14 protein-coding genes are annotated in these 18,473 nt (G+C 62.7%); 9 read left to right on the top strand and 5 right to left on the bottom strand.

The features are described from left to right. Positions 1-74 precede the first annotated feature (74 nt). Positions 75-4,715: a glutamate synthase large subunit gene (gene gltB, locus FHW97_RS20590; protein WP_062787086.1), complete on the top strand. Its 4,641-nt coding sequence runs from the start codon at positions 75-77 to the stop codon at positions 4,713-4,715. Positions 4,716-4,728: 13 nt separating this feature from the next. Beyond that, the gene (locus FHW97_RS20595) at positions 4,729-6,162 is read left to right on the top strand and encodes a glutamate synthase subunit beta (RefSeq protein ID WP_171799642.1); all 1,434 of its coding nucleotides are present in this window, start codon (positions 4,729-4,731) and stop codon (positions 6,160-6,162) included. Between the two features lie 55 nt (positions 6,163-6,217). Here FHW97_RS20595 and FHW97_RS20600 read toward each other — a convergent pair whose 3' ends face one another. Continuing rightward, entirely contained in the window at positions 6,218-7,258 is a 1,041-nt protein-coding gene (locus FHW97_RS20600) for an aromatic ring-hydroxylating dioxygenase subunit alpha (RefSeq protein WP_022677462.1), read from the bottom strand. Between the two features lie 71 nt (positions 7,259-7,329). Here FHW97_RS20600 and FHW97_RS20605 point away from each other — a divergent pair, with 71 nt between their 5' ends. Beyond that, positions 7,330-7,887 carry a TetR family transcriptional regulator gene (locus FHW97_RS20605; RefSeq protein ID WP_171799643.1) on the top strand — a complete coding sequence of 186 codons (558 nt, stop codon included), beginning with the start codon at positions 7,330-7,332 and terminating at the stop codon, positions 7,885-7,887. A gap of 5 nt (positions 7,888-7,892) precedes the next feature. Here the strand turns inward: FHW97_RS20605 and FHW97_RS20610 are convergent, their stop codons facing one another. Genes FHW97_RS20610 through FHW97_RS20625 form a run of 4 tightly spaced genes read right to left on the bottom strand, consistent with a single transcriptional unit; the run spans position 7,893 to position 11,122 of the window. After that, complete coding sequence (locus tag FHW97_RS20610; RefSeq protein WP_171799644.1) at positions 7,893-8,555, bottom strand: M24 family metallopeptidase; 663 nt, start codon at positions 8,553-8,555, stop codon at positions 7,893-7,895. Next, a complete protein-coding gene (gene ung, locus FHW97_RS20615) occupies positions 8,552-9,241 on the bottom strand; it encodes a uracil-DNA glycosylase (RefSeq protein WP_171799645.1) in 690 nt (229 codons plus the stop codon). The genes FHW97_RS20610 and ung overlap by 4 nt, the downstream gene beginning before the upstream one ends. 43 nt (positions 9,242-9,284) lie before the next feature. Then, the gene (locus FHW97_RS20620) at positions 9,285-10,091 is read right to left on the bottom strand and encodes a class I mannose-6-phosphate isomerase (RefSeq protein ID WP_171799646.1); all 807 of its coding nucleotides are present in this window, start codon (positions 10,089-10,091) and stop codon (positions 9,285-9,287) included. Continuing rightward, the gene (locus FHW97_RS20625; protein ID WP_171799647.1) at positions 10,088-11,122 is read right to left on the bottom strand and encodes a mannose-1-phosphate guanylyltransferase; all 1,035 of its coding nucleotides are present in this window, start codon (positions 11,120-11,122) and stop codon (positions 10,088-10,090) included. The genes FHW97_RS20620 and FHW97_RS20625 overlap by 4 nt, the downstream gene beginning before the upstream one ends. Before the next feature lie 304 nt (positions 11,123-11,426). Between FHW97_RS20625 and FHW97_RS20630 the strand changes: the two genes are divergently transcribed. The 6 genes from FHW97_RS20630 to FHW97_RS20655 all read left to right on the top strand — a co-directional run bounded on the left by FHW97_RS20630 (position 11,427) and on the right by FHW97_RS20655 (position 18,240). Beyond that, positions 11,427-12,047 (top strand): ribonuclease D, encoded by a 621-nt coding sequence (locus FHW97_RS20630; protein WP_171799648.1) that lies wholly within the window; start codon positions 11,427-11,429, stop codon positions 12,045-12,047. Between the two features lie 27 nt (positions 12,048-12,074). After that, on the top strand, positions 12,075-12,728 hold the full coding sequence (gene lptC, locus FHW97_RS20635) for an LPS export ABC transporter periplasmic protein LptC (RefSeq protein ID WP_171799649.1): 654 nt from the start codon (positions 12,075-12,077) through the stop codon (positions 12,726-12,728). A gap of 46 nt (positions 12,729-12,774) precedes the next feature. Next, positions 12,775-13,377, top strand: coding sequence for an LptA/OstA family protein (locus tag FHW97_RS20640; protein WP_171799650.1), 603 nt, complete (start codon positions 12,775-12,777; stop codon positions 13,375-13,377). 100 nt (positions 13,378-13,477) lie between these two features. Then, entirely contained in the window at positions 13,478-14,500 is a 1,023-nt protein-coding gene (locus tag FHW97_RS20645) for an NAD-dependent epimerase (protein ID WP_022677453.1), read from the top strand. 315 nt (positions 14,501-14,815) lie between these two features. After that, a complete protein-coding gene (locus FHW97_RS20650) occupies positions 14,816-16,186 on the top strand; it encodes an IS1380 family transposase (protein ID WP_171799652.1) in 1,371 nt (456 codons plus the stop codon). Between the two features lie 905 nt (positions 16,187-17,091). Then, positions 17,092-18,240, top strand: a complete 1,149-nt coding sequence (locus tag FHW97_RS20655) for an acyltransferase (protein ID WP_171799653.1) — start codon at positions 17,092-17,094, stop codon at positions 18,238-18,240. Positions 18,241-18,473 lie beyond the last annotated feature (233 nt).

Below are 18,473 nucleotides of genomic sequence, written 5' to 3' on the forward strand. Positions count from 1 at the left end.
GCGCAATTTTTGACGCATTCCGGCGTCGTGATTCGTGCGAGCTGTCTTTTTTGGGTGTAGGGACGATCAACGCGATGGGATTTCCGCCGGTTCAGGGCCTGTATGATCCGCGTAACGAGCATGACGCATGTGGCATGGGCTTTATTGCCCACATCAAAGGCGTCAAAAGCCACGCGATTATTGGCCAAGCCCTGGAGATTCTCCGCAATCTCGACCACCGCGGTGCCGTGGGCGCCGATCCGCTGCTGGGCGATGGCGCCGGCCTGCTGATCCAGCTGCCCGACCAGCTGTTCCGCAAGTGGGCGGCTGGCGAAGGCAAGGAACTGCCGCAGCCGGGCGACTATGCCGTGGCGATGTGCTTCCTGCCGCAGGATGAAGCCGCGCGCACGTTCGTGATCGAAAAGTTCGAGAAGTTCATCGCCAAGGAAGGCCAGGAACTGATCGGCTGGCGCGATGTGCCGACCACGCTCGATGGCCTGGGCAAGACCGTGATCGCCTCGATGCCGGTGATCCGCCAGTGCTTCATCAAGCGCGGCGAAAACTGCGCTGACCAGGACGCGTTCGAACGCAAGCTGCTGGCGATCCGCAAGCAGACGCAGAACCCGCTGGCGGCCATGGCCGAAAAGCATGGCCTGCCCGGCGTGACCGAGCTGTACATGCCCAGCTTCTCCTCGCGTACGATCGTGTACAAGGGGCTGCTGCTCGCTGGCCAGGTCGGCTCGTTCTATGACGATCTGCGCAACCCGGACTGCGTTTCGGCACTCGGCCTGGTGCACCAGCGCTTTTCCACCAACACCTTCCCCAGCTGGAAGCTGGCGCATCCGTTCCGCTTCGTGGCGCACAACGGTGAAATCAACACCGTGCGCGGCAACGTCAACTGGATGAACGCCCGCCGCCGCACCATGGAATCCGAGCTGCTCGGCCCGGATCTCGACAAGATGTGGCCGCTGATCCCGCATGGCCAGTCCGACACCGCCAGCCTCGACAACGCGCTCGAGCTGCTGGTCGCGGGTGGCTATGGCATAGCCCATGCGATGATGATGCTGATGCCCGAAGCCTGGGCCGGCAATGCGCTGATGGATGCCAAGCGCCGCGCGTTCTATGAATACCACGCTGCGCTGATGGAGCCGTGGGACGGCCCGGCGGCGGTGGCTTTCACCGACGGTCGCCAGATCGGTGCCACGCTCGATCGCAATGGCCTGCGTCCCGCGCGCTTCTCGATCACGCGTGACGATCTCGTCTGCATGGCCTCGGAAAGCGGCGTGCTGCCGTTCCGCGAGGAAGATATCGTGCGCAAGTGGCGCCTCCAGCCCGGCCGCATGCTGCTGATCGATCTGGAGCAGGGCCGCATCGTCGAGGACGACGAGCTCAAGGCCGAGCTGTCTGCCGCCGAGCCCTACGAGGAATGGCTGGGCGCGGCCCAGTACAAGCTCAAGGAACTCGAAGTGGTCGAGCCGGAAGTGGTGGCGCTGCCCGCGTCGACCGACAGCCTGCTCGATCGCCAGCAGGCCTTTGGCTACACCCAGGAAGACGTCACCAAGTTCCTGGAGCCTATGGCGGCCGTGGGCGAAGACCCGATCGGTTCGATGGGCACCGACACGCCGATTGCCGTGCTGTCCAAGCGCTCGCGCCTGCTTTACGACTATTTCAAGCAGAACTTCGCCCAGGTCACCAACCCGCCGATCGACCCGATCCGCGAGGAGCTGGTGATGAGCCTCGTCTCGATGATCGGCCCGCGCCCCAATCTGCTCGGCCACGATGCCGGCAGCCACAAGCGCCTGGAAGTGGATCAGCCGATCCTCACCAACGAGGACGTGGCCAAGATCCGCTCGGTCGAAGCCGCGCTCGATGGCGCGTTCCGCACCGCCACGATCGACACCACCTGGGACGCGGCCTCGGGCGCCGATGGCCTGGCCATGGCGATCAAGGAAATGTGCTGGGCGGCGACCGAAGCGGTGCTGGCCGACAAGAACATCCTGATCCTGTCGGACCGCGCGCAAGGCGCTGATCGCATCGCCATGCCGGCCCTGCTTGCGACCGCCGCCGTGCACCATCACCTGGTGCGCCAGGGCCTGCGCATGCAGACCGGGCTGGTCGTGGAAACCGGCGAAGCGCGCGAAGTGCATCACTTCTGCGTGCTCGCCGGCTACGGCGCCGAGGCGGTGAACCCTTATCTGGCGTTCGAAACGCTCGAGGCGATCCGCGTCGACAAGGGCCTGCCGCTCACGCCCTATGATGTTCAGAAGAACTACATCAAGGCGATCGGCAAGGGCATCCTCAAGGTCATGTCCAAGATGGGCATCTCGACCTACCAGTCCTATTGCGGCGCGCAGATCTTCGACGCCGTCGGCCTATCGTCGGGCTTCATCGACCAGTACTTCACTGGCACCGCCACCTCGATCGAGGGCGTCGGTCTCAAGGAAGTGGCCGAGGAAACCGTGCGCCGCCATGCCACGGCCTATGGCGACAACCCGATCTACAAGAAGATGCTCGACGTGGGCGGCATGTACCAGCTGCGCCTGCGCGGCGAAGAGCATGCCTGGACGGCCGGCAACATCGCCAGCCTGCAGCACGCCGTGCGCGGCAACATTCCTGAAAAGTACAAGGAATTTGCCCAGACGATCAACGACCAGTCGGAACGGATGCTCACCATCCGTGGCCTGATGGAGCTCAAGCCGGCCGACAAGCCGCTCAGCCTCGATGAGGTCGAGCCGGCCAGCGAGATCGTCAAGCGCTTTGCCACTGGCGCGATGAGCTTCGGCTCGATCAGCCGCGAGGCGCATACCACGCTGGCGATCGCGATGAACCGCATCGGCGGCAAGTCAAACACGGGTGAGGGCGGGGAAGAACCCGATCGCTTCAAGCCACTGGCCAACGGCGATTCGATGCGCTCGGCGATCAAGCAGGTCGCTTCGGGCCGCTTTGGCGTCACCGCAGAATACCTCGTCAATGCCGACGACATCCAGATCAAGATGGCCCAGGGCGCCAAGCCCGGTGAAGGTGGCCAGCTGCCGGGTGACAAGGTCGACAAGGTGATCGGCAAGACCCGCCACTCGACGCCGGGTGTTGGCCTGATCTCGCCGCCGCCGCACCACGACATCTATTCGATCGAAGACCTTGCCCAGCTGATTCACGATCTCAAGAACGTGAACACCAAGGCGCGCGTCTCGGTAAAGCTGGTGTCGGAAGTGGGCGTGGGCACCGTGGCTGCGGGCGTGTCCAAGGCGCGTGCCGACCATGTCACGATCTCGGGCTATGAAGGCGGGACCGGCGCTTCGCCGCTGACCTCGCTGACGCATGCCGGCAGCCCGTGGGAAATCGGCCTGGCGGAAACCCAGCAGACCCTGCTGCTCAACAACCTGCGCAGCCGCATCTGCGTGCAGGCCGATGGCGGCCTGCGCACGGGCCGCGACGTGGCGATCGCCGCGTTGCTCGGCGCCGACGAGTTCGGCTTTGCCACCGCGCCGCTGATCGCGGCCGGGTGCATCATGATGCGCAAGTGCCACCTCAACACCTGCCCGGTGGGCGTGGCCACGCAGGACCCGGTGCTGCGCGCGCGCTTCACCGGCCAGCCCGAGCACGTGATCAACTACTTCTTCTTCGTTGCCGAAGAGCTGCGCGCGATCATGGCCGAGATGGGCTTCCGCACCATTGCCGAGATGGTCGGCCGGGTTGACCGGCTCGATACCCGCAAGGTCGTCGCCAACTGGAAGGCCCAGGGCGTCGATCTCACGCGCCTGCTGCACAAGGTGGAGCCGGTGGCAGGGACCAGCCTCAACTGGACCGGTCATCAGGATCACGGCCTTGATGCCGCGCTCGACAACGATCTGATCGCGGCGGCCGCACCGGCGCTGGAAGCGGGCGAGGCGGTGCGCATCGAACGCCCGGTGATTAACGTCAACCGCACCGTGGGCGCGATGCTCTCGGGCGAAGTGGCGCGGCGCTATGGCCACGCCGGCCTGCCCGACAACACGATCAACATCGCGTTCAAGGGCGTGGCGGGCCAGTCGTTCGCCGCATTCCTCGCCCATGGTGTCACGCTCGATCTGGTCGGTGATGCCAACGACTATGTCGGCAAGGGCCTGTCGGGTGGCCGGGTGATCGTGCGCCAGCCGGCGCATGTCGACCGCGAGGCAGCCGAGAACATCATCGTCGGCAACACCGTGCTCTATGGTGCGATTGCCGGGGAAGCGTTCTTCAACGGCGTGGGCGGCGAACGCTTTGCCGTGCGCAATTCGGGCGCCCTCGCGGTGGTCGAAGGCACAGGCGACCATGGCTGCGAATACATGACCGGGGGCGTCGTCGTCGTGCTGGGCAAGACCGGCCGCAACTTTGCCGCCGGGATGTCTGGCGGCGTGGCCTATGTCTATGACATGGACGGTAACTTTGCCTCGCTCGTCAACGGTGCCATGGTCGACGTGCTGCCGGTTTCGGCTGACCGCGACGAAGACGACGGTGCCGGCCGCCCGCAACAGCGTGGAGTGGACGTCAACGACTTCGGCATGGGTGACATGCTGCGCCATGATGCCGATCGTCTGCGCGTGCTGATCGAGCGCCACCTGCTTCATACCGGGTCCAAGCGGGCCCGCGCGATCCTCGACAACTGGGATCAGGAAGTGGTGCGTTTCGTCAAGGTCATGCCGCGCGACTATGCGCGTGCGCTCCGCCAGCTTGAGGCTGAACGCCTTGAAGCCGCGTCGGTCGCTGCGGAATAAGGAATAGAATACAATGGGTAAGGCAACCGGCTTTCTCGAACTCGATCGCAAGGACCGGGGCTATGACGCCCCGGCCGAGCGCCTCAAGCACTATCGCGAGTTCATCGTTCCCCATGACGAAGCCTCGCTCAAGGGCCAGGCCTCGCGCTGCATGAACTGCGGCATTCCCTATTGTCACAACGGCTGTCCGGTGAACAACCAGATCCCGGACTGGAACCACCTGGTCTACGAAAGCGACTGGCGCGAGGCGCTGGACAACCTGCACTCGACCAACAATTTCCCCGAATTTACCGGCCGCGTCTGCCCCGCCCCGTGCGAGGCCGCCTGCACGCTCAACATTGTCGACCAGCCGGTCACCATCAAGTCGATCGAATGCGCCATCGTCGACAAGGGCTGGAAGGAAGGCTGGATCGAGCCGCAGGTGCCGGCGAAGAAGACCGGCAAGTCGGTGGCAGTGGTCGGCTCGGGCCCGGCCGGCATGGCCGCCGCGCAGCAGTTGGCGCGCGCTGGCCATTCGGTGACCGTGTTCGAAAAGTCGGATCGCGTTGGCGGCCTGCTTCGCTACGGCATTCCCGACTTCAAGATGGAAAAGCACCTGATCAACCGTCGTCTCGTACAGATGATGGCCGAAGGCGTGGATTTCCGCACCTCGGTGGAAGTGGGCGTGACCGTGTCGGTCGACTCGCTCAAGGAAAACTTCGATGCCGTGGTGCTGTCTGGTGGCGCCGAAGATCCCCGGCCGATCGGCATCCCCGGCTTCGAACTGCCGGGCGTGCGCTTTGCCATGGAATTCCTGACGCAGCAGAACAAGCGCGTGGCCGGTGACGATGAAATCCGCGCCGCGCCGCGTGGTTCGCTCACTGCCACGGGCAAGCACGTTGTGGTGATCGGCGGCGGTGACACCGGCTCTGACTGCGTTGGCACGTCGAACCGCCAGGGCGCCCTCTCGGTGACCCAGCTCGAAATCATGCCGCGTCCGCCCGAAAAGGAAGACAAGGCGCTGACCTGGCCGAACTGGCCGCTCAAGCTGCGCACCTCGTCCAGCCACGAAGAAGGCGTGACCCGCGAATTCGCCGTGCTGACCAAGCGCGTGGTGGGCCAGAATGACGTGACCGGCCTGGAATGCGTGCGCGTCGTATGGGTCGACGGCAAGATGCAGGAAGTGCCGGGCAGCGAATTCGTGATCAAGGCCGATCTCATCCTGCTCGCCATGGGCTTTGTCGGCCCGCGCAAGCAGGGCCTCCTCGAACAGGCTGGCGTGGAACTTGATCCGCGCGGCAACGTCAAGGGCAACACGGTCGATTACAAGACCAGCGTGGACGGCATCTTCGCTTGCGGCGACATGCGCCGTGGCCAGAGCCTGGTGGTCTGGGCGATCCGCGAAGGTCGCCAGTGCGCCCGCGCCGTGGACGAAGCGCTGATGGGCGTGACCGAGCTGCCGCGCTGAACGGCCGCAGCAGCATCGAACCAAAGGAAGGGCGCCCGCAACGGGCGCCCTTTGCTTATGCGATAGCCGCTTGTTCGGCGGCAGCCATCTTTTCGACCAGGCGGTTGAACAAGGTGATGCCGCGATCATGCACGGTGGGCATGACCCGGGGATGCGCGGTTTGCGCGATGACCCGGTGCTGCGCCTCGATCATGGTCTTGTCTTCGGCAAAGGCTTGGCCAGCCATTTCCATCAGCCGATCGCGCAAGGCTTCATCGCCAAAGCGGCGATGGGGACCCCAGGAAAAGAAATAGCGGGCGGTGGTCTCGGTCATCGGTGTCACGGCCTGGCTGGTGAACGTGATGCCGCCGGTTGCCAGGGCATCGTCGGGTTGGCCGTAGCCGCAGGCCTTTGCCGTACCCAGTGGGAAGGTTCCGCCGGTCATCAGCAGCACCCCCGGCAGCAGAAAATCATAGGTCATGTAGCTGTCGATCGGCGTTGCCGAACTGCGCGCCGATGATCCCAACGAGTTTTCGATCCAGCGCTCGTAGCGTACGCCGCGCGATATCGGGGTAATGCGCGCAGGCGAGTTGGCAAATTCGGGTCCGGAGCCGAAACTTTGCGTATGCACGAACGACAAGTGGCTGAAATCGAGCAGATTGTCGTTGATGAGCCGGGCCGGCGCGGCATAGTCCAACTGTCCATGGCCCAGCACATAGTCGGGATGATCGAGGCCGACCGCCGGCGGAATCAAGGTGTGATCTGCCTGGACCGGGTCACCTGGCCAGATCCACACCCAGCTATGGCGCTCGACAACGGGATAGGCCTTGACCCGCGCCTGGGCCGGTATCGCGTCCTGGCCCGGTATGGCGATGACCTGCCCTGCGCCGTTGAACAGCAGGCCGTGATACATGCAGCGCAGATTGGCGCCTTCGCAGCGCCCGAGGGATAGCGGCGCCATACGGTGCACGCAGCGGTCCTCCAAGGCGAAGAGCTGCCCCGTCGCATCGCGCCACAGCACGATCCGCTCGTCCAGAATGGTCAGGGCCTGCGGAACCTGCACGCCGATATCCTGGCTCCACGCTGCGACATACCAGGCGTTGCGCACATAAGGCATGGCTCTCTCCCCTTGATTCTGCTGTCTGATCTTGGTTGACTTAACAGTGTTAAGGAGTCAACCCGGCAAGCATGAAGACCCCAGCACAAGGCAGCCTCGATCGTGCCCACCTCGTGACGACGGCGTTTGTCCTCCTGGAGGACGAGGGGCTGGATCGGCTGAGCATGCGGCGATTGGCGGCGCGCCTGGGCGTTCAGGCGCCCGCGCTCTATTGGCATGTGCGAGACAAGGGCGAACTGCTCGGGTTGATGGCGAGCGCGATCTATGCCGCCGGCTATGCCGGCGTCGGTGATGTGCAGGGAGACTGGCGCGCCTGGCTACGCGCTTTCGGGGCAGCACTGCGCGGCAGCCTGGCGGCGCATCGCGATGGCGTGCACCTGTGCGCCGGGGCGCATCCGGTAGCGCAGGGATCTGTTGAGGAGCAGGCCCGCCGCATCGCCGCCCCAGTGGTGGCGCTGGGCCTCACGCAGGAGCAGGCCCTGGCCTATCAGGCTGCGGTGATTTCGTTCACGCTGGGCTGGGCGACCTTCGAAGCCAATGGTCCGATGCGCGATCATCTGCACGCGATGATGGATTTTCCCGCTGCGTTCACGACCGGGCTCGATGCCCTGGTGCGCGGCCTGGGTTGAGCCATCTAGACCAACAGGTCTTCGTAGAACGCCCCGAACGCCCGGGTGGGGTGGCGGATCTGGATTTCCAGGATCCACAGGCCAGCGGTGGGCAGGCTGTCAAGATTGCCGAGCTTGCCCGCTAGGCGTGAGGGGTGGGGGTAATCGGCCACGCGGTGGCCGCGCACGTCGAGGTTGAGTTGCCACCCCATGGCCGCCGCTTCTTCCGCTGCCCGTGCATAGAGCGCGGTGCCGCGGATCGCGCCGTGATTCCAGATGGCGGCCACGCGGTGCCACAGGTCGCGCGCGGCCGCGGCGCAGGCGTGCATGTCCGGGTCTTCGCCCACCGCATAGCTGGCGCCGACATCGGCCTCATGGCCCAGGAGAACGGGGCCGATGTCGATGAAAAAGATGTCGTCCTGGCCAAGTGCGAGGTCTTCGCCGCCACGGTCGCTGAAGACGCGCAAGGTGTTGGCACCAAAACGCACCATCATCGGGTGCCAGGCCTCGCCCATGCCCAGTTCGCCAAGAACGGCTTGGCCGATCGCTCTTGCCTCGCTCTCGCGCAGGCCAGGGTGCATGGCCGAGGCAATCCGCTCCACGGCGGTCCAGGCCAGGGCCTGGGCCTGCCGCATCGCCGGCAGCGACCAATTGGGCCCAACCGAATCGGCGCCGGTCGGGGCATTCATGGATCGACCCGCCAGTCGATCGGCGCCTGTCCGTGGCTCTCCAGGAAGGCGTTGGTCTTGCTGAAATGGCGGCAGCCGAAGAATCCGGCATGGGCCGACAGCGGGCTGGGATGCGGCGCCTTGAGCACGAGATGCGCACCAGAGGCGAGGCCGGGCACGCGCGCGGCCTTTTTCTGGGCGTGGCTGCCCCACAGCAGGAACACGATGGGATCAGGCCGCGCTGCCACGGCGGCAACCGCCGCATCGGTGAATTCTTCCCACCCCTTGCCCTGGTGCGATCCGGCTTGGCCTGCCTCCACCGTCAATGCGTTGTTGAGCAGTAGAACACCCTGCCGGGCCCAGTGAGTGAGATTGCCATGGGCCGGCCGGGGCAGGCCCAGATCGCTTTCCAGTTCCTTGTAGATGTTGACCAGGCTGGGCGGCACTTTCAGCCCGCGCTGCACCGAGAAGGCCAGCCCCATCGCCTGGCCCGGGCCATGGTAAGGATCCTGCCCCAGGATCACCACTTTCACGGCCGGAAGCGGCGTCAACTCCAGCGCGGCAAGTCGCTCGCCCCGTGGCGGATAGATTGTCTTGCCTGCGGCTTCCTCTGCTTTCAGGAAACCGCCGAGGGCCCGTAAGGGGCGGCTGGCCAGGACAGGATCAAGGGCCGCAGCCCAGCTATCAGGAACCGAAGAAGCGCTCATGCCCCGGGCCTATCACGGACAAGGCGATGCGCGCTATCTTCAATCAGGTGGCGGGACGCACGATGATGGCCTGGCCCTGGGGATCGAACGTCAGTGCATCGATGCTTGCTGCCGAAGCGCAGTCGCCTGGATTCAGCACGTCGTCGCCCAGCGTGACGCTGCCGCTGCGCGGGATGACCAACAATGGGCCGGCATATTCGGCACGCAGCGCCGCGTCGGGTACGCCCTGCAGCCGGTGCGCTGTGAAATAGGCGCCACGCGCCAGTTCCACAGTGCCGGTATCGGGAATGTGCCGGTGCAGTGCGGGATCGAGCGGTTCGCCACGCGACACAGCGATGCCGGCATCGAGATGCAATTCGCGCGGGCGGCCATAGTCATAGAGGCGATAGGTAATGTCGCTGTTCTGCTGGATCTCGATCACGCTCACGCCGGCGCCAATCGCGTGCACCGTGTTGGCCGGGATATAGAAGAAATCGCCCGGCTTGACCGGGTGCCACACCAGCATGTCCTCGATGCTGCCATCGAGCGCTGCCGCACGCATGGTGTCATGGTCGACATGGCCCTTGAAGCCGACGCCCAGTGTGGCCCCGGGTTCAGCAGCGATGACCAGCCAGCATTCTTCCTTGCCCCGGTCCTTTTCGCCCGCAGCTGCCGCTTGCGCATCGCTCGGGTGAACCTGGACCGAAAGCTTCTCGCTGGTGAAGATGTACTTCACCAGCAGGTTGGGAGCATCGGCCGGCGGTTCGAACCAAATCTCGCCGATGCGCTTGCCTTCGGGCGCGGAGAACGGGGCGGGAAGAACATCCTTGCCCCAGGGCTTTTCAACTTCGCGGATCGGCAGCTTGCTCATTGGTTGGCGGCCCCTTGCAGTTTGCCGACAAGTTGCGCGCCTTCGGGCGTGCACACCAGGATTTCGTCGCCATCGACGACTACGATGAGATTGCTGGCACCGACCACCGACACGCGCGGGCCATCGGTGTGAACCAGCACATTGCTGCAGTTCTTCAATTCGACCCGGCCCTTGGTGGCATTGCCCACGTCGTCCTTGTCGAGCGCTTCGTGCAGTGCCTGCCAGTTGCCGATATCGGACCAGGCCATCGTTGCCGGCACCATGGCGGCGCGGTCGGTCTTTTCCATCACGGCATAGTCCACCGATTCGCCCGCGATCTTGGCAAACTCGGCCGGATCAGGATGGAAGGCGTTGCCGTCGGCACGGCCCTTGTCCACCGCCGCGCGCACCGCACCGGCAATATCGGGGCGGTGCTTGTCGAGTTCGTGGAGGAAATGGCCGGCGCGGAAGGCAAAGATGCCACCGTTCCAAGCATAACCACCATCCGCGAGGAAGGCTTGAGCGCGTTCAAGATCCGGCTTTTCGACAAAGCGTTCCACCTTGCGGCCGCCGCTGCCTTCGATCGGATCGCCTTGCTTGAGATAGCCAAAACCCGTTTCCGGGGTGGTGGCGGCAATGCCGAAGGATACCAGCCAGTCGTCGGCGGCCAGCTTGGCCGCAGCCTTGGCCGAAGCCTGAAAGGCATCGCAATCGCCGATATGGTGATCGCTTGGGCAGACCAGCATGATCGCATCGCCCGGCAGGCGCAGCGCAGCGAGCGCGATGGCCGCTGCGGTGTTCTTGCCTTCCGGTTCCACGATGATCTGGCTGGCGGCCGGATCAGGCAACTGGTCGACCACATGATCGAGATGTTGCGCGCCGGTAACCACGATCGGCGGCGAAAAGCCAGCTTCGATGTTGCAGCGCAGCACTGAAGCTTCGAAAAGGGTCGTATCACCGACCAGCGGCAAGAACGGCTTGGGCTTTGCCTTGCGCGAACGGGGCCACAAACGGGTGCCATTGCCGCCGCACAGAATAACCGGTGTGATCATGGTCTTAGACGTTCCTGATTGCTTGGTCCCAAGTGCCATTTTCTGGCGCTTTACGACAACTTGTCTTAGTCTGCCGAGTTAAATGCTGCGTTGGAAAGACGTGCCTTTCCGGCGGGCTGATGCGGCACCGCCGCCCAATTCTAGAGGACGGTGTAGAGAGCTGCAACGGACAATACGCTGCAACACGGAATCGCGATTGTGCGCCGCGCCGCATTTTTCGCATTGCGAGCGAATTCGCGTGCCCAGCTGAAGGGGAGAGCCCTTGGGCTTGCCGGTCGCGCTGAACCGGCCTAAGCACGCGGACATGGCCGTTTATCTGCATGAACAAGACCTGCCTTCCGCTGATTTTCTGGCGCCGGGCATCGTAGCTGTCGATACCGAGACGATGGGGTTGATCACGCCACGCGATCGGCTTTGCGTGGTGCAGATTTCCGACGGACAGGGTGACGAACATCTGGTGCGTTTCAACGTGGGCAGCGATTACGCAGCTCCGAACCTTTGCGCGGTCCTGTCTGATCCGACCCGTCTCAAGCTCTACCACTTCGCTCGTTTCGATCTGGCGGCCATCCACCATTACCTCGGTGTGATGGCAACGCCAGTGTTCTGCACCAAGATCGCCTCCAAGCTGGTACGGACTTATACGGACCGGCATGGCTTGAAAGATCTCGTGCGGGAGCTGCTGGGCAAGGAGCTTTCCAAACAGCAGCAGTCCAGCGATTGGGGCGGGGCGGTGCTGAGTGAAGCTCAACTCGAATACGCCGCGTCCGATGTGCGCTATCTTCATGGGGCCCATACCATTCTCGTGGAACGCCTCGCACGCGAAAAGCGTTCCGAGATCGCCCAGGCCTGTTTCGACTTTCTGCCGACACGGGCCCTGCTCGACATCGCTGGCTGGGCCGACCGCGATATCTTCAGCCACGAGTAAGCCTGCACCTGCCATGATCTTTACGCCATGACTATCCAGGCAGAACAGATGCGCAGCCGCCGTCGGCACATGGCGGCACCGGGCGGGCGGCATGATCGCACCGTGCGCGTGCTGGCCATAGTGTTGCCTGGCTTGATCGGTGTGCTCTTGGCGGTGATGGTGTTGAGCCCACTGGCCCCGCGCGGCGAGATCAGCTTTTTGCTTGATCGCACCAAGGTGGCGGTGGTGCAGGATCGCCTCAAGGTCGTCAGCGCGATGTATCGCGGCGCAGATAACAAGGGGCGGACCTTCTCGGTAACCGCCGGCAACGCTGTGCAGCATTCGGCCGCGCAGGATGTGGTCCAACTCAAGGATGTGACCGCTCGCGTCATGCTCAAGAATGGCCCTGCGATCCTGACGGCGCAACAAGGCGCCTATGATTTCGGTAAGCAATTCATCAAGGTGCCGGGCGTGGTCAATTTCGAAAGCTCTGACGGCTATCGCATGATCACCGACGGTGCCTCGATCGACCTGACAAAGCGGCAACTGGTCAGCGATGGGCACGTCGATGGCCGCCTGCCCACCGGCACTTTTTCAGCAGACCGCATCGTTGCCAATCTTGACGATCGGGTTGTTACGCTGGAAGGGCATGCCCACATGCGGATGGATCAGGGCAAGCTGCCGCTGCCGGCCAAACCCTGAGGCTTGTCACGCCGTACCGCGCGATTCGATGAGGACAACGCTGAAGATGATTGACCCGCTTCCTTCCTCGCCGCGCACCACTGGTCGCGTGTCCACGCGGGTTCTGGCACTGCGTTCGCTGGCCTGCGGCTTTGCCCTGTCGGCCGCGGTGGTGGCCGGGGCTTCGCATATCGATGCGCAGACCTTTGGCAAGCACAACTCCAACGAGCCGGTGAATTTCGGTGCAGACCGCATGGAGTTGCAGGACAAGCAGAAGCGCGTGGTGCTGACCGGCAATGTCGATATCACCCAGGAAGACTTACGGCTCCAGGCAGCGCGTACGACGCTCGCCTATACCGATGCGCAGACGGTGCAGGTGCAGCGCATCGATGCGGCCGGCGGCGTGGTGGTGACACGAGGCGACCAGCGCGCCAGCGGCAACACTGCCGTCTATGATATTCCGCGCAAGATCATCACCATGGTTGGTAACGTCGCGCTGCGCCGGGGCAAGGATACGCTCAACGGCGGCCGCTTGGTGATCGACCTCAACACCGGGCTTTCGAGCGTGGATGGGCGCAGCGGCGGCGCGCCGAGCGGTACGGGCGGCACGACCACGACATCGAGCGGCCGCGTTACCGGCACGTTCAACGTCGCCAAGAAGGCCAGCTGACCGCTTTCCCAGACGCGGGCGTGCGTTACACTTTGTTCGCTTCTGCCGGCTATGGCGGGAGCGAGCGCGCGGCGTTGTTGCCCGAAAATGGAGATGCGGCTTGGCTACCCTGGTTACCGGCAATGCCGGCTTCATCGGCTTTCACACCGCCAAGACCTTGCTCGAACGCGGCGATGCCGTGGTCGGTCTGGACGTGGTCAACGATTACTATGATCCTGCCATCAAGGAAGCGCGGCTCAAGATCCTTGCGGAAACCGCCGCTCGTACCGGATCGCCCTATCGCTTCTTTCGCGCCAATCTGGCCGATCGCGCCGCGGTAGAGGAAGCGTTTGCCCAAGGCGGGGTGCGCCGCGTGGTCAATCTCGCGGCACAGGCGGGCGTGCGCTATTCGATCGAAAATCCCCACGCCTATGTCGAAAGCAACATCGTGGGCTTTACCAATATCCTCGAGGCGTGCCGCCATGGTGGGATCGAGCATCTCGTCTATGCCTCAACCAGTTCGGTCTATGGCGCCAACAAGGCGATGCCGTTCAGCGAGCACGTCGGCGTGGACCATCCCCTGCAGTTCTACGCGGCCACCAAGAAGGCCAACGAGCTGATGGCGCACAGCTACAGCCATCTCTATCGACTGCCGACCACTGGCCTGCGCTTCTTCACGGTCTACGGCCCCTGGGGCCGGCCGGACATGGCGCTGTTCCTGTTCGCCCGGGCCATTCTCGATGGCACGCCCATCAACGTGTTCAACCACGGCAACCACACGCGCGATTTCACTTATGTCGACGATATCGTTGCCGGGGTGATCCGCGCGCTGGATCGCCCTGCCAGTCCCGATCCGGCGTGGGATGCGATGAAACCGGATCCAGCCACCTCGGACGCGCCCTATCGAATCTACAACATTGGCAACAATGCCCCGGTCAAGCTCACGGCCTATATCGAAGCGCTGGAAGAGGCGCTCGGGCGCAAGGCAGAGCGCAATCTGCTGCCGTTGCAGGCTGGTGACGTACCCGACACCTTTGCTGACGTGTCCGATCTCGAACGCGAACTGGGATATAAGCCCGCGACCCCGGTTCGCGAAGGCGTGACGCGTTTCGTTGACTGGTATCGCCAATACCATGGAGTGTGATGGTTTGTTCGTAAAACGGGTTGAGTGCTATCGGCTGGTTGGCCCTTCCAGGCCCCCGCGAAATGCTTCTGCCCAAAGATGACCGTGCCCTCGGAGATGATGGCTGTAGCGGCTTAGAATGCGCAATGTCGGGTGCCAGTTTCGCGGCGAGAAGCGCAGGAGTGCCACTTATGCCTTGACCACCGTCCTGGGCGCGGGGCCGCTTTAGCCTGTCTTATTCGCCAGGGCCGGCGTGAAAGGTTGGCGGGAGTAGCGTAAGCGCTTGTCTTGCTGTAGGAAATTGGGTGTCTAAACCAACCTGCAACGAGGCAATAAATGCCACAGGCCACACCCGCCGGAAGCGAGGATAGCGCGCTCGGATTTTCGTTTCCAGCCATTGGCCGCAAAAAGCTCACAGCTGCGTTCGACGGTGGTCGGCTCACTTCTGACGGCGGCGTTCTCCTGCTTGCGCAGGCCGAGCGCGCGATGGGGATTTGCCGTCGGCTTGCGGCTTGCATTGCCGATCCGCGTGACCCGATGCGGGTGATCCATCGCCTTGATGACATCCTGCGTGCCCGGGTGTTCGCGATTACATGCGGCTACGAGGATGCTGATGATCTCGACACCCTGCGCGATGATCCTGGGTTCCGCCTGGCGCTGGGCAAGTTGCCGGGATCGGGCGCGGGGCTTGCCAGCCAACCGACGATGAGCCGCTGGGAGAATGCTCCGACCACACGCGAACTGGCCAGGATGATGGTCGCGATGATCGGCATCTACTGCGCCAGCTATCCCGCCGCGCCGGCGGCGGTGACGCTGGATATCGATGACACCTGTGATGTCGTTCACGGCTACCAGCAGCTCTCGTTCTGGAATGGTCATCACGGCGAGCGCTGCTTCCTGCCGATCCACGTCTACGACACCGCGACCGGCCGGCCAGTGGCGATGCTGCTGCGTACCGGCAAGACACCGTCGGGCGCTGAAGCCGCCGGCCACATCCGGCGCCTCGTGCGCCATATCCGCCGGCACTGGCCCGATACCCACATCACCATCCGCGGAGACGGGCACTATGGCCGGCCCGAGGTCATGGCCTTCTGCGAAGCGGCCGGCATCGATTACGTGTTCGGCCTGCCAACCAACGCTGCGCTGCGGGCCGATCCGGTCATCGTCGCTGCCGCCGATGCCTGCGCGGTCAAGCGGGCCGAGGAAGGCCGTGCGGTCCTGCGCCATTATGCCCAGACCCGCTACGGCGCGAAAAGCTGGAAGGGCCAGCGCCGCGTTGTCGCCCGGATCGAGGCGAGCACGCTGGGTATGGACATCCGCTATGTCGTCACCTCGCTGGCCGAAGGTTCGGCCGAGCACATCTATGACACGCTCTACTGCGCACGCGGTCAGGCAGAGAACCTCATCAAGCGCCACAAATCGCAGCTCGCCAGCGATCGCACGTCGTGCCGTTCGGCCAACGCCAACCAGATGCGCCTCATCCTGCACACCGCAGCCTACTGGCTGCTGTGGCGCATCCAGCAGGCCATCCCCAAGGCAGCCTCTCTGGCAACGGCCGAGTTCGCGACCCTGCGACTGCGACTGCTCAAGGTCGCCGCTCGCGTCATCGAAAGCGCCTCGCGTATCCGCATCGCCTTCGCCTCAGCCTGCCCGGATGCCAGCGTGTTCAAAGCAATCGCCACCAGTCTCCGGCCTGCGCCCACCTAGCCAGCGCGACAGTGCCGCCCAAAGCCCGCACCTTCGTCCATCAACCTCGAAAAGCCCATCGGTCCTGCCACGGTGAAAAACACCGGCGCAGCCGATCGCCCAGATCACGCGGCCACCAACACGCCGAGCCCAGAACTCTCCAAAGCGGCGGACTCATGAATAAACCGGGTTAGCAGTTCAGCAGTTGGGAAGCAGGCTGTGCCAAATGCTCCATGGCCTTATGAAATCCGCTAGCGCCTGTTGCGCTAACCGGAGCTTGCCCATGCCATCCGCCGCAGGACAAATGGTCCGGATAGACTACGTTGGAGCGCATGTGGGTGGCATCAGACGAGGCTGGGGTAGAGAAGAACCGCGATGTCGCGTCCTTCGTCGCGCCCACAACCGAAATGGATGCCACCCTGCATCGACCCAAATCACCTGCCGACTTGCAATCGGCCATCAATTGTCGACGTCCGTGTTCGGATGAACAAAGACCTGCAATACTACGCGCAAAATCCGCTGCCCTGGTCGGCAGCACGCCGGATAGTTGTTCATACGCGCTGCCACCGTCTCCCCACCTCCTTGCCGTGGCAAAACTATTGCAGGCAGCATAGGAAAGTGCCTCACAGCGCCAGGCCTCGCCAGCAAGATTGCCTGACGCCGGGGGCTGGAAAAAAGCAAAAAGCGAGGCCGAAGCTGATCTCTGCTACGCCAGTTTCCGGAGCCTGTCAGGGCATGAGCAGGTGTGCCAAACGTCTTGATGGTCCCTGCTAATTGCGGCATCGCCGAATAAATCGCAGGGAACGCGTCATGGCATGCGCAGACAATTTGATCTTATTTTGTTCGCAGCCGCACGCAGTGGCAACCCACTCCGCTTCATGGTCAAGCGCGTTCGTCGCTGATCGTCTCTATGAGGTCTCGACACGGTGAGCAAAGGGCTTTCATCATTTTTCGACGCCTCCCGCTGGATCGCCGCACTAATGGTGCTGATCTATCACGTGCGGCTCCTGATATTACTGAGCCCCAATCAAACCGAGGTCCGCGGCATCCTTTTCAAATTGATCTATTTTGTCACCGGTTTCGGCCATGCTGCCGTGATGATCTTTTTTGTCATCAGCGGATATCTGGTAGGGGGGCTAACAGTAACCCGCCTTCCCGAGCGCGGCTTTCATCTGGCGCGCTTTGCCGCCCACCGTGCCAGCCGCATATACACCGTGTTGATCCCGGCGTTGGTCCTCTGTGGACTTCTCGATCTAATCGGGCTTAGATTTCTCAACCAGGATGCGATCTATAACGCGGGCGCCACTAGTCCGATTGCTTCGTTGCAATTCGTTGTCGCAGATAACCTAAACATCCGGACGTTTCTCGGTAACATTCTTATGTTACAAACGCTCGATGGAAGCATCGTTCATGTTTTCGGGAGCAATGGTCCATTGTGGAGCCTTGCTTATGAGTGGTGGTATTATTGCTTATTTGCCGCAGTGATGGTCGCCGCGACTCGGCGTCATGTTGTCGCTCGCGTGGTTGGAGCGGTGGTGTTTGTAGTCATCATTACGAACTTGCCTCATGAAATTATCATGCTTGCACCAATTTGGCTTATGGGGATTATGGCCTGCCTATACAACAGGTCAAATCTGTGGAAGCCGCCATTTTGGTTGGGGCTGGTGATTATGTTCAGTGTACTGACTTACGTGCGCATTCAGCATCCATCCACCGGTGCTAGTGGGGGCAGCCAGCTGGTGTTCGCTTTCAACGATTTCATCGTTGGACTTGGTTTCGCAATCGCTACTGTGGCTTGCTCAAATCGGCAGCGGCCACTTGCCTTTGGTGTCTTGCATCGGACATTGGCAGATTTTTCATACTCGACCTACCTGTTCCATTTTCCGATGGTCTTGTTTGCTGTAGCGGTGGCGAAAGTTGTCTTTGGCATACCTTTTGCCCAAAGGCCAAACTTGCTATCTATAGGGTGGCTATTTTTCCTGGTGGTCATTATTCTGTCTGCTTGTTTCTTCTTGTCTCGTTTCACCGAGCGGAATACCAATGCTGTACGGGACAAACTTTTATCTTGCCTGTAGTTGTCGAAAATTTTGATCTATTATAATAATACGTCGAACCGATCGTGATAACGTTCGGTTCCAGTAAGGATTCGTCTCGCGTTGTCATCTGCCGCGGCCGCTGTTAATCTCGACGAGCATCGCCTTGGCTTTGCACGCGTAACTGCTCAGGTGGTTGGCAAAAAGGGCTTGCGCGTGGGGGCAGGCGATGATTCAAACTACCCATGGCACCGCCCCCGCTTCATGTCCTGACC

It is taken from the genome of Novosphingobium sp. SG754 (genome assembly GCF_013149315.1).
Taxonomy (GTDB): domain Bacteria; phylum Pseudomonadota; class Alphaproteobacteria; order Sphingomonadales; family Sphingomonadaceae; genus Novosphingobium; species Novosphingobium capsulatum.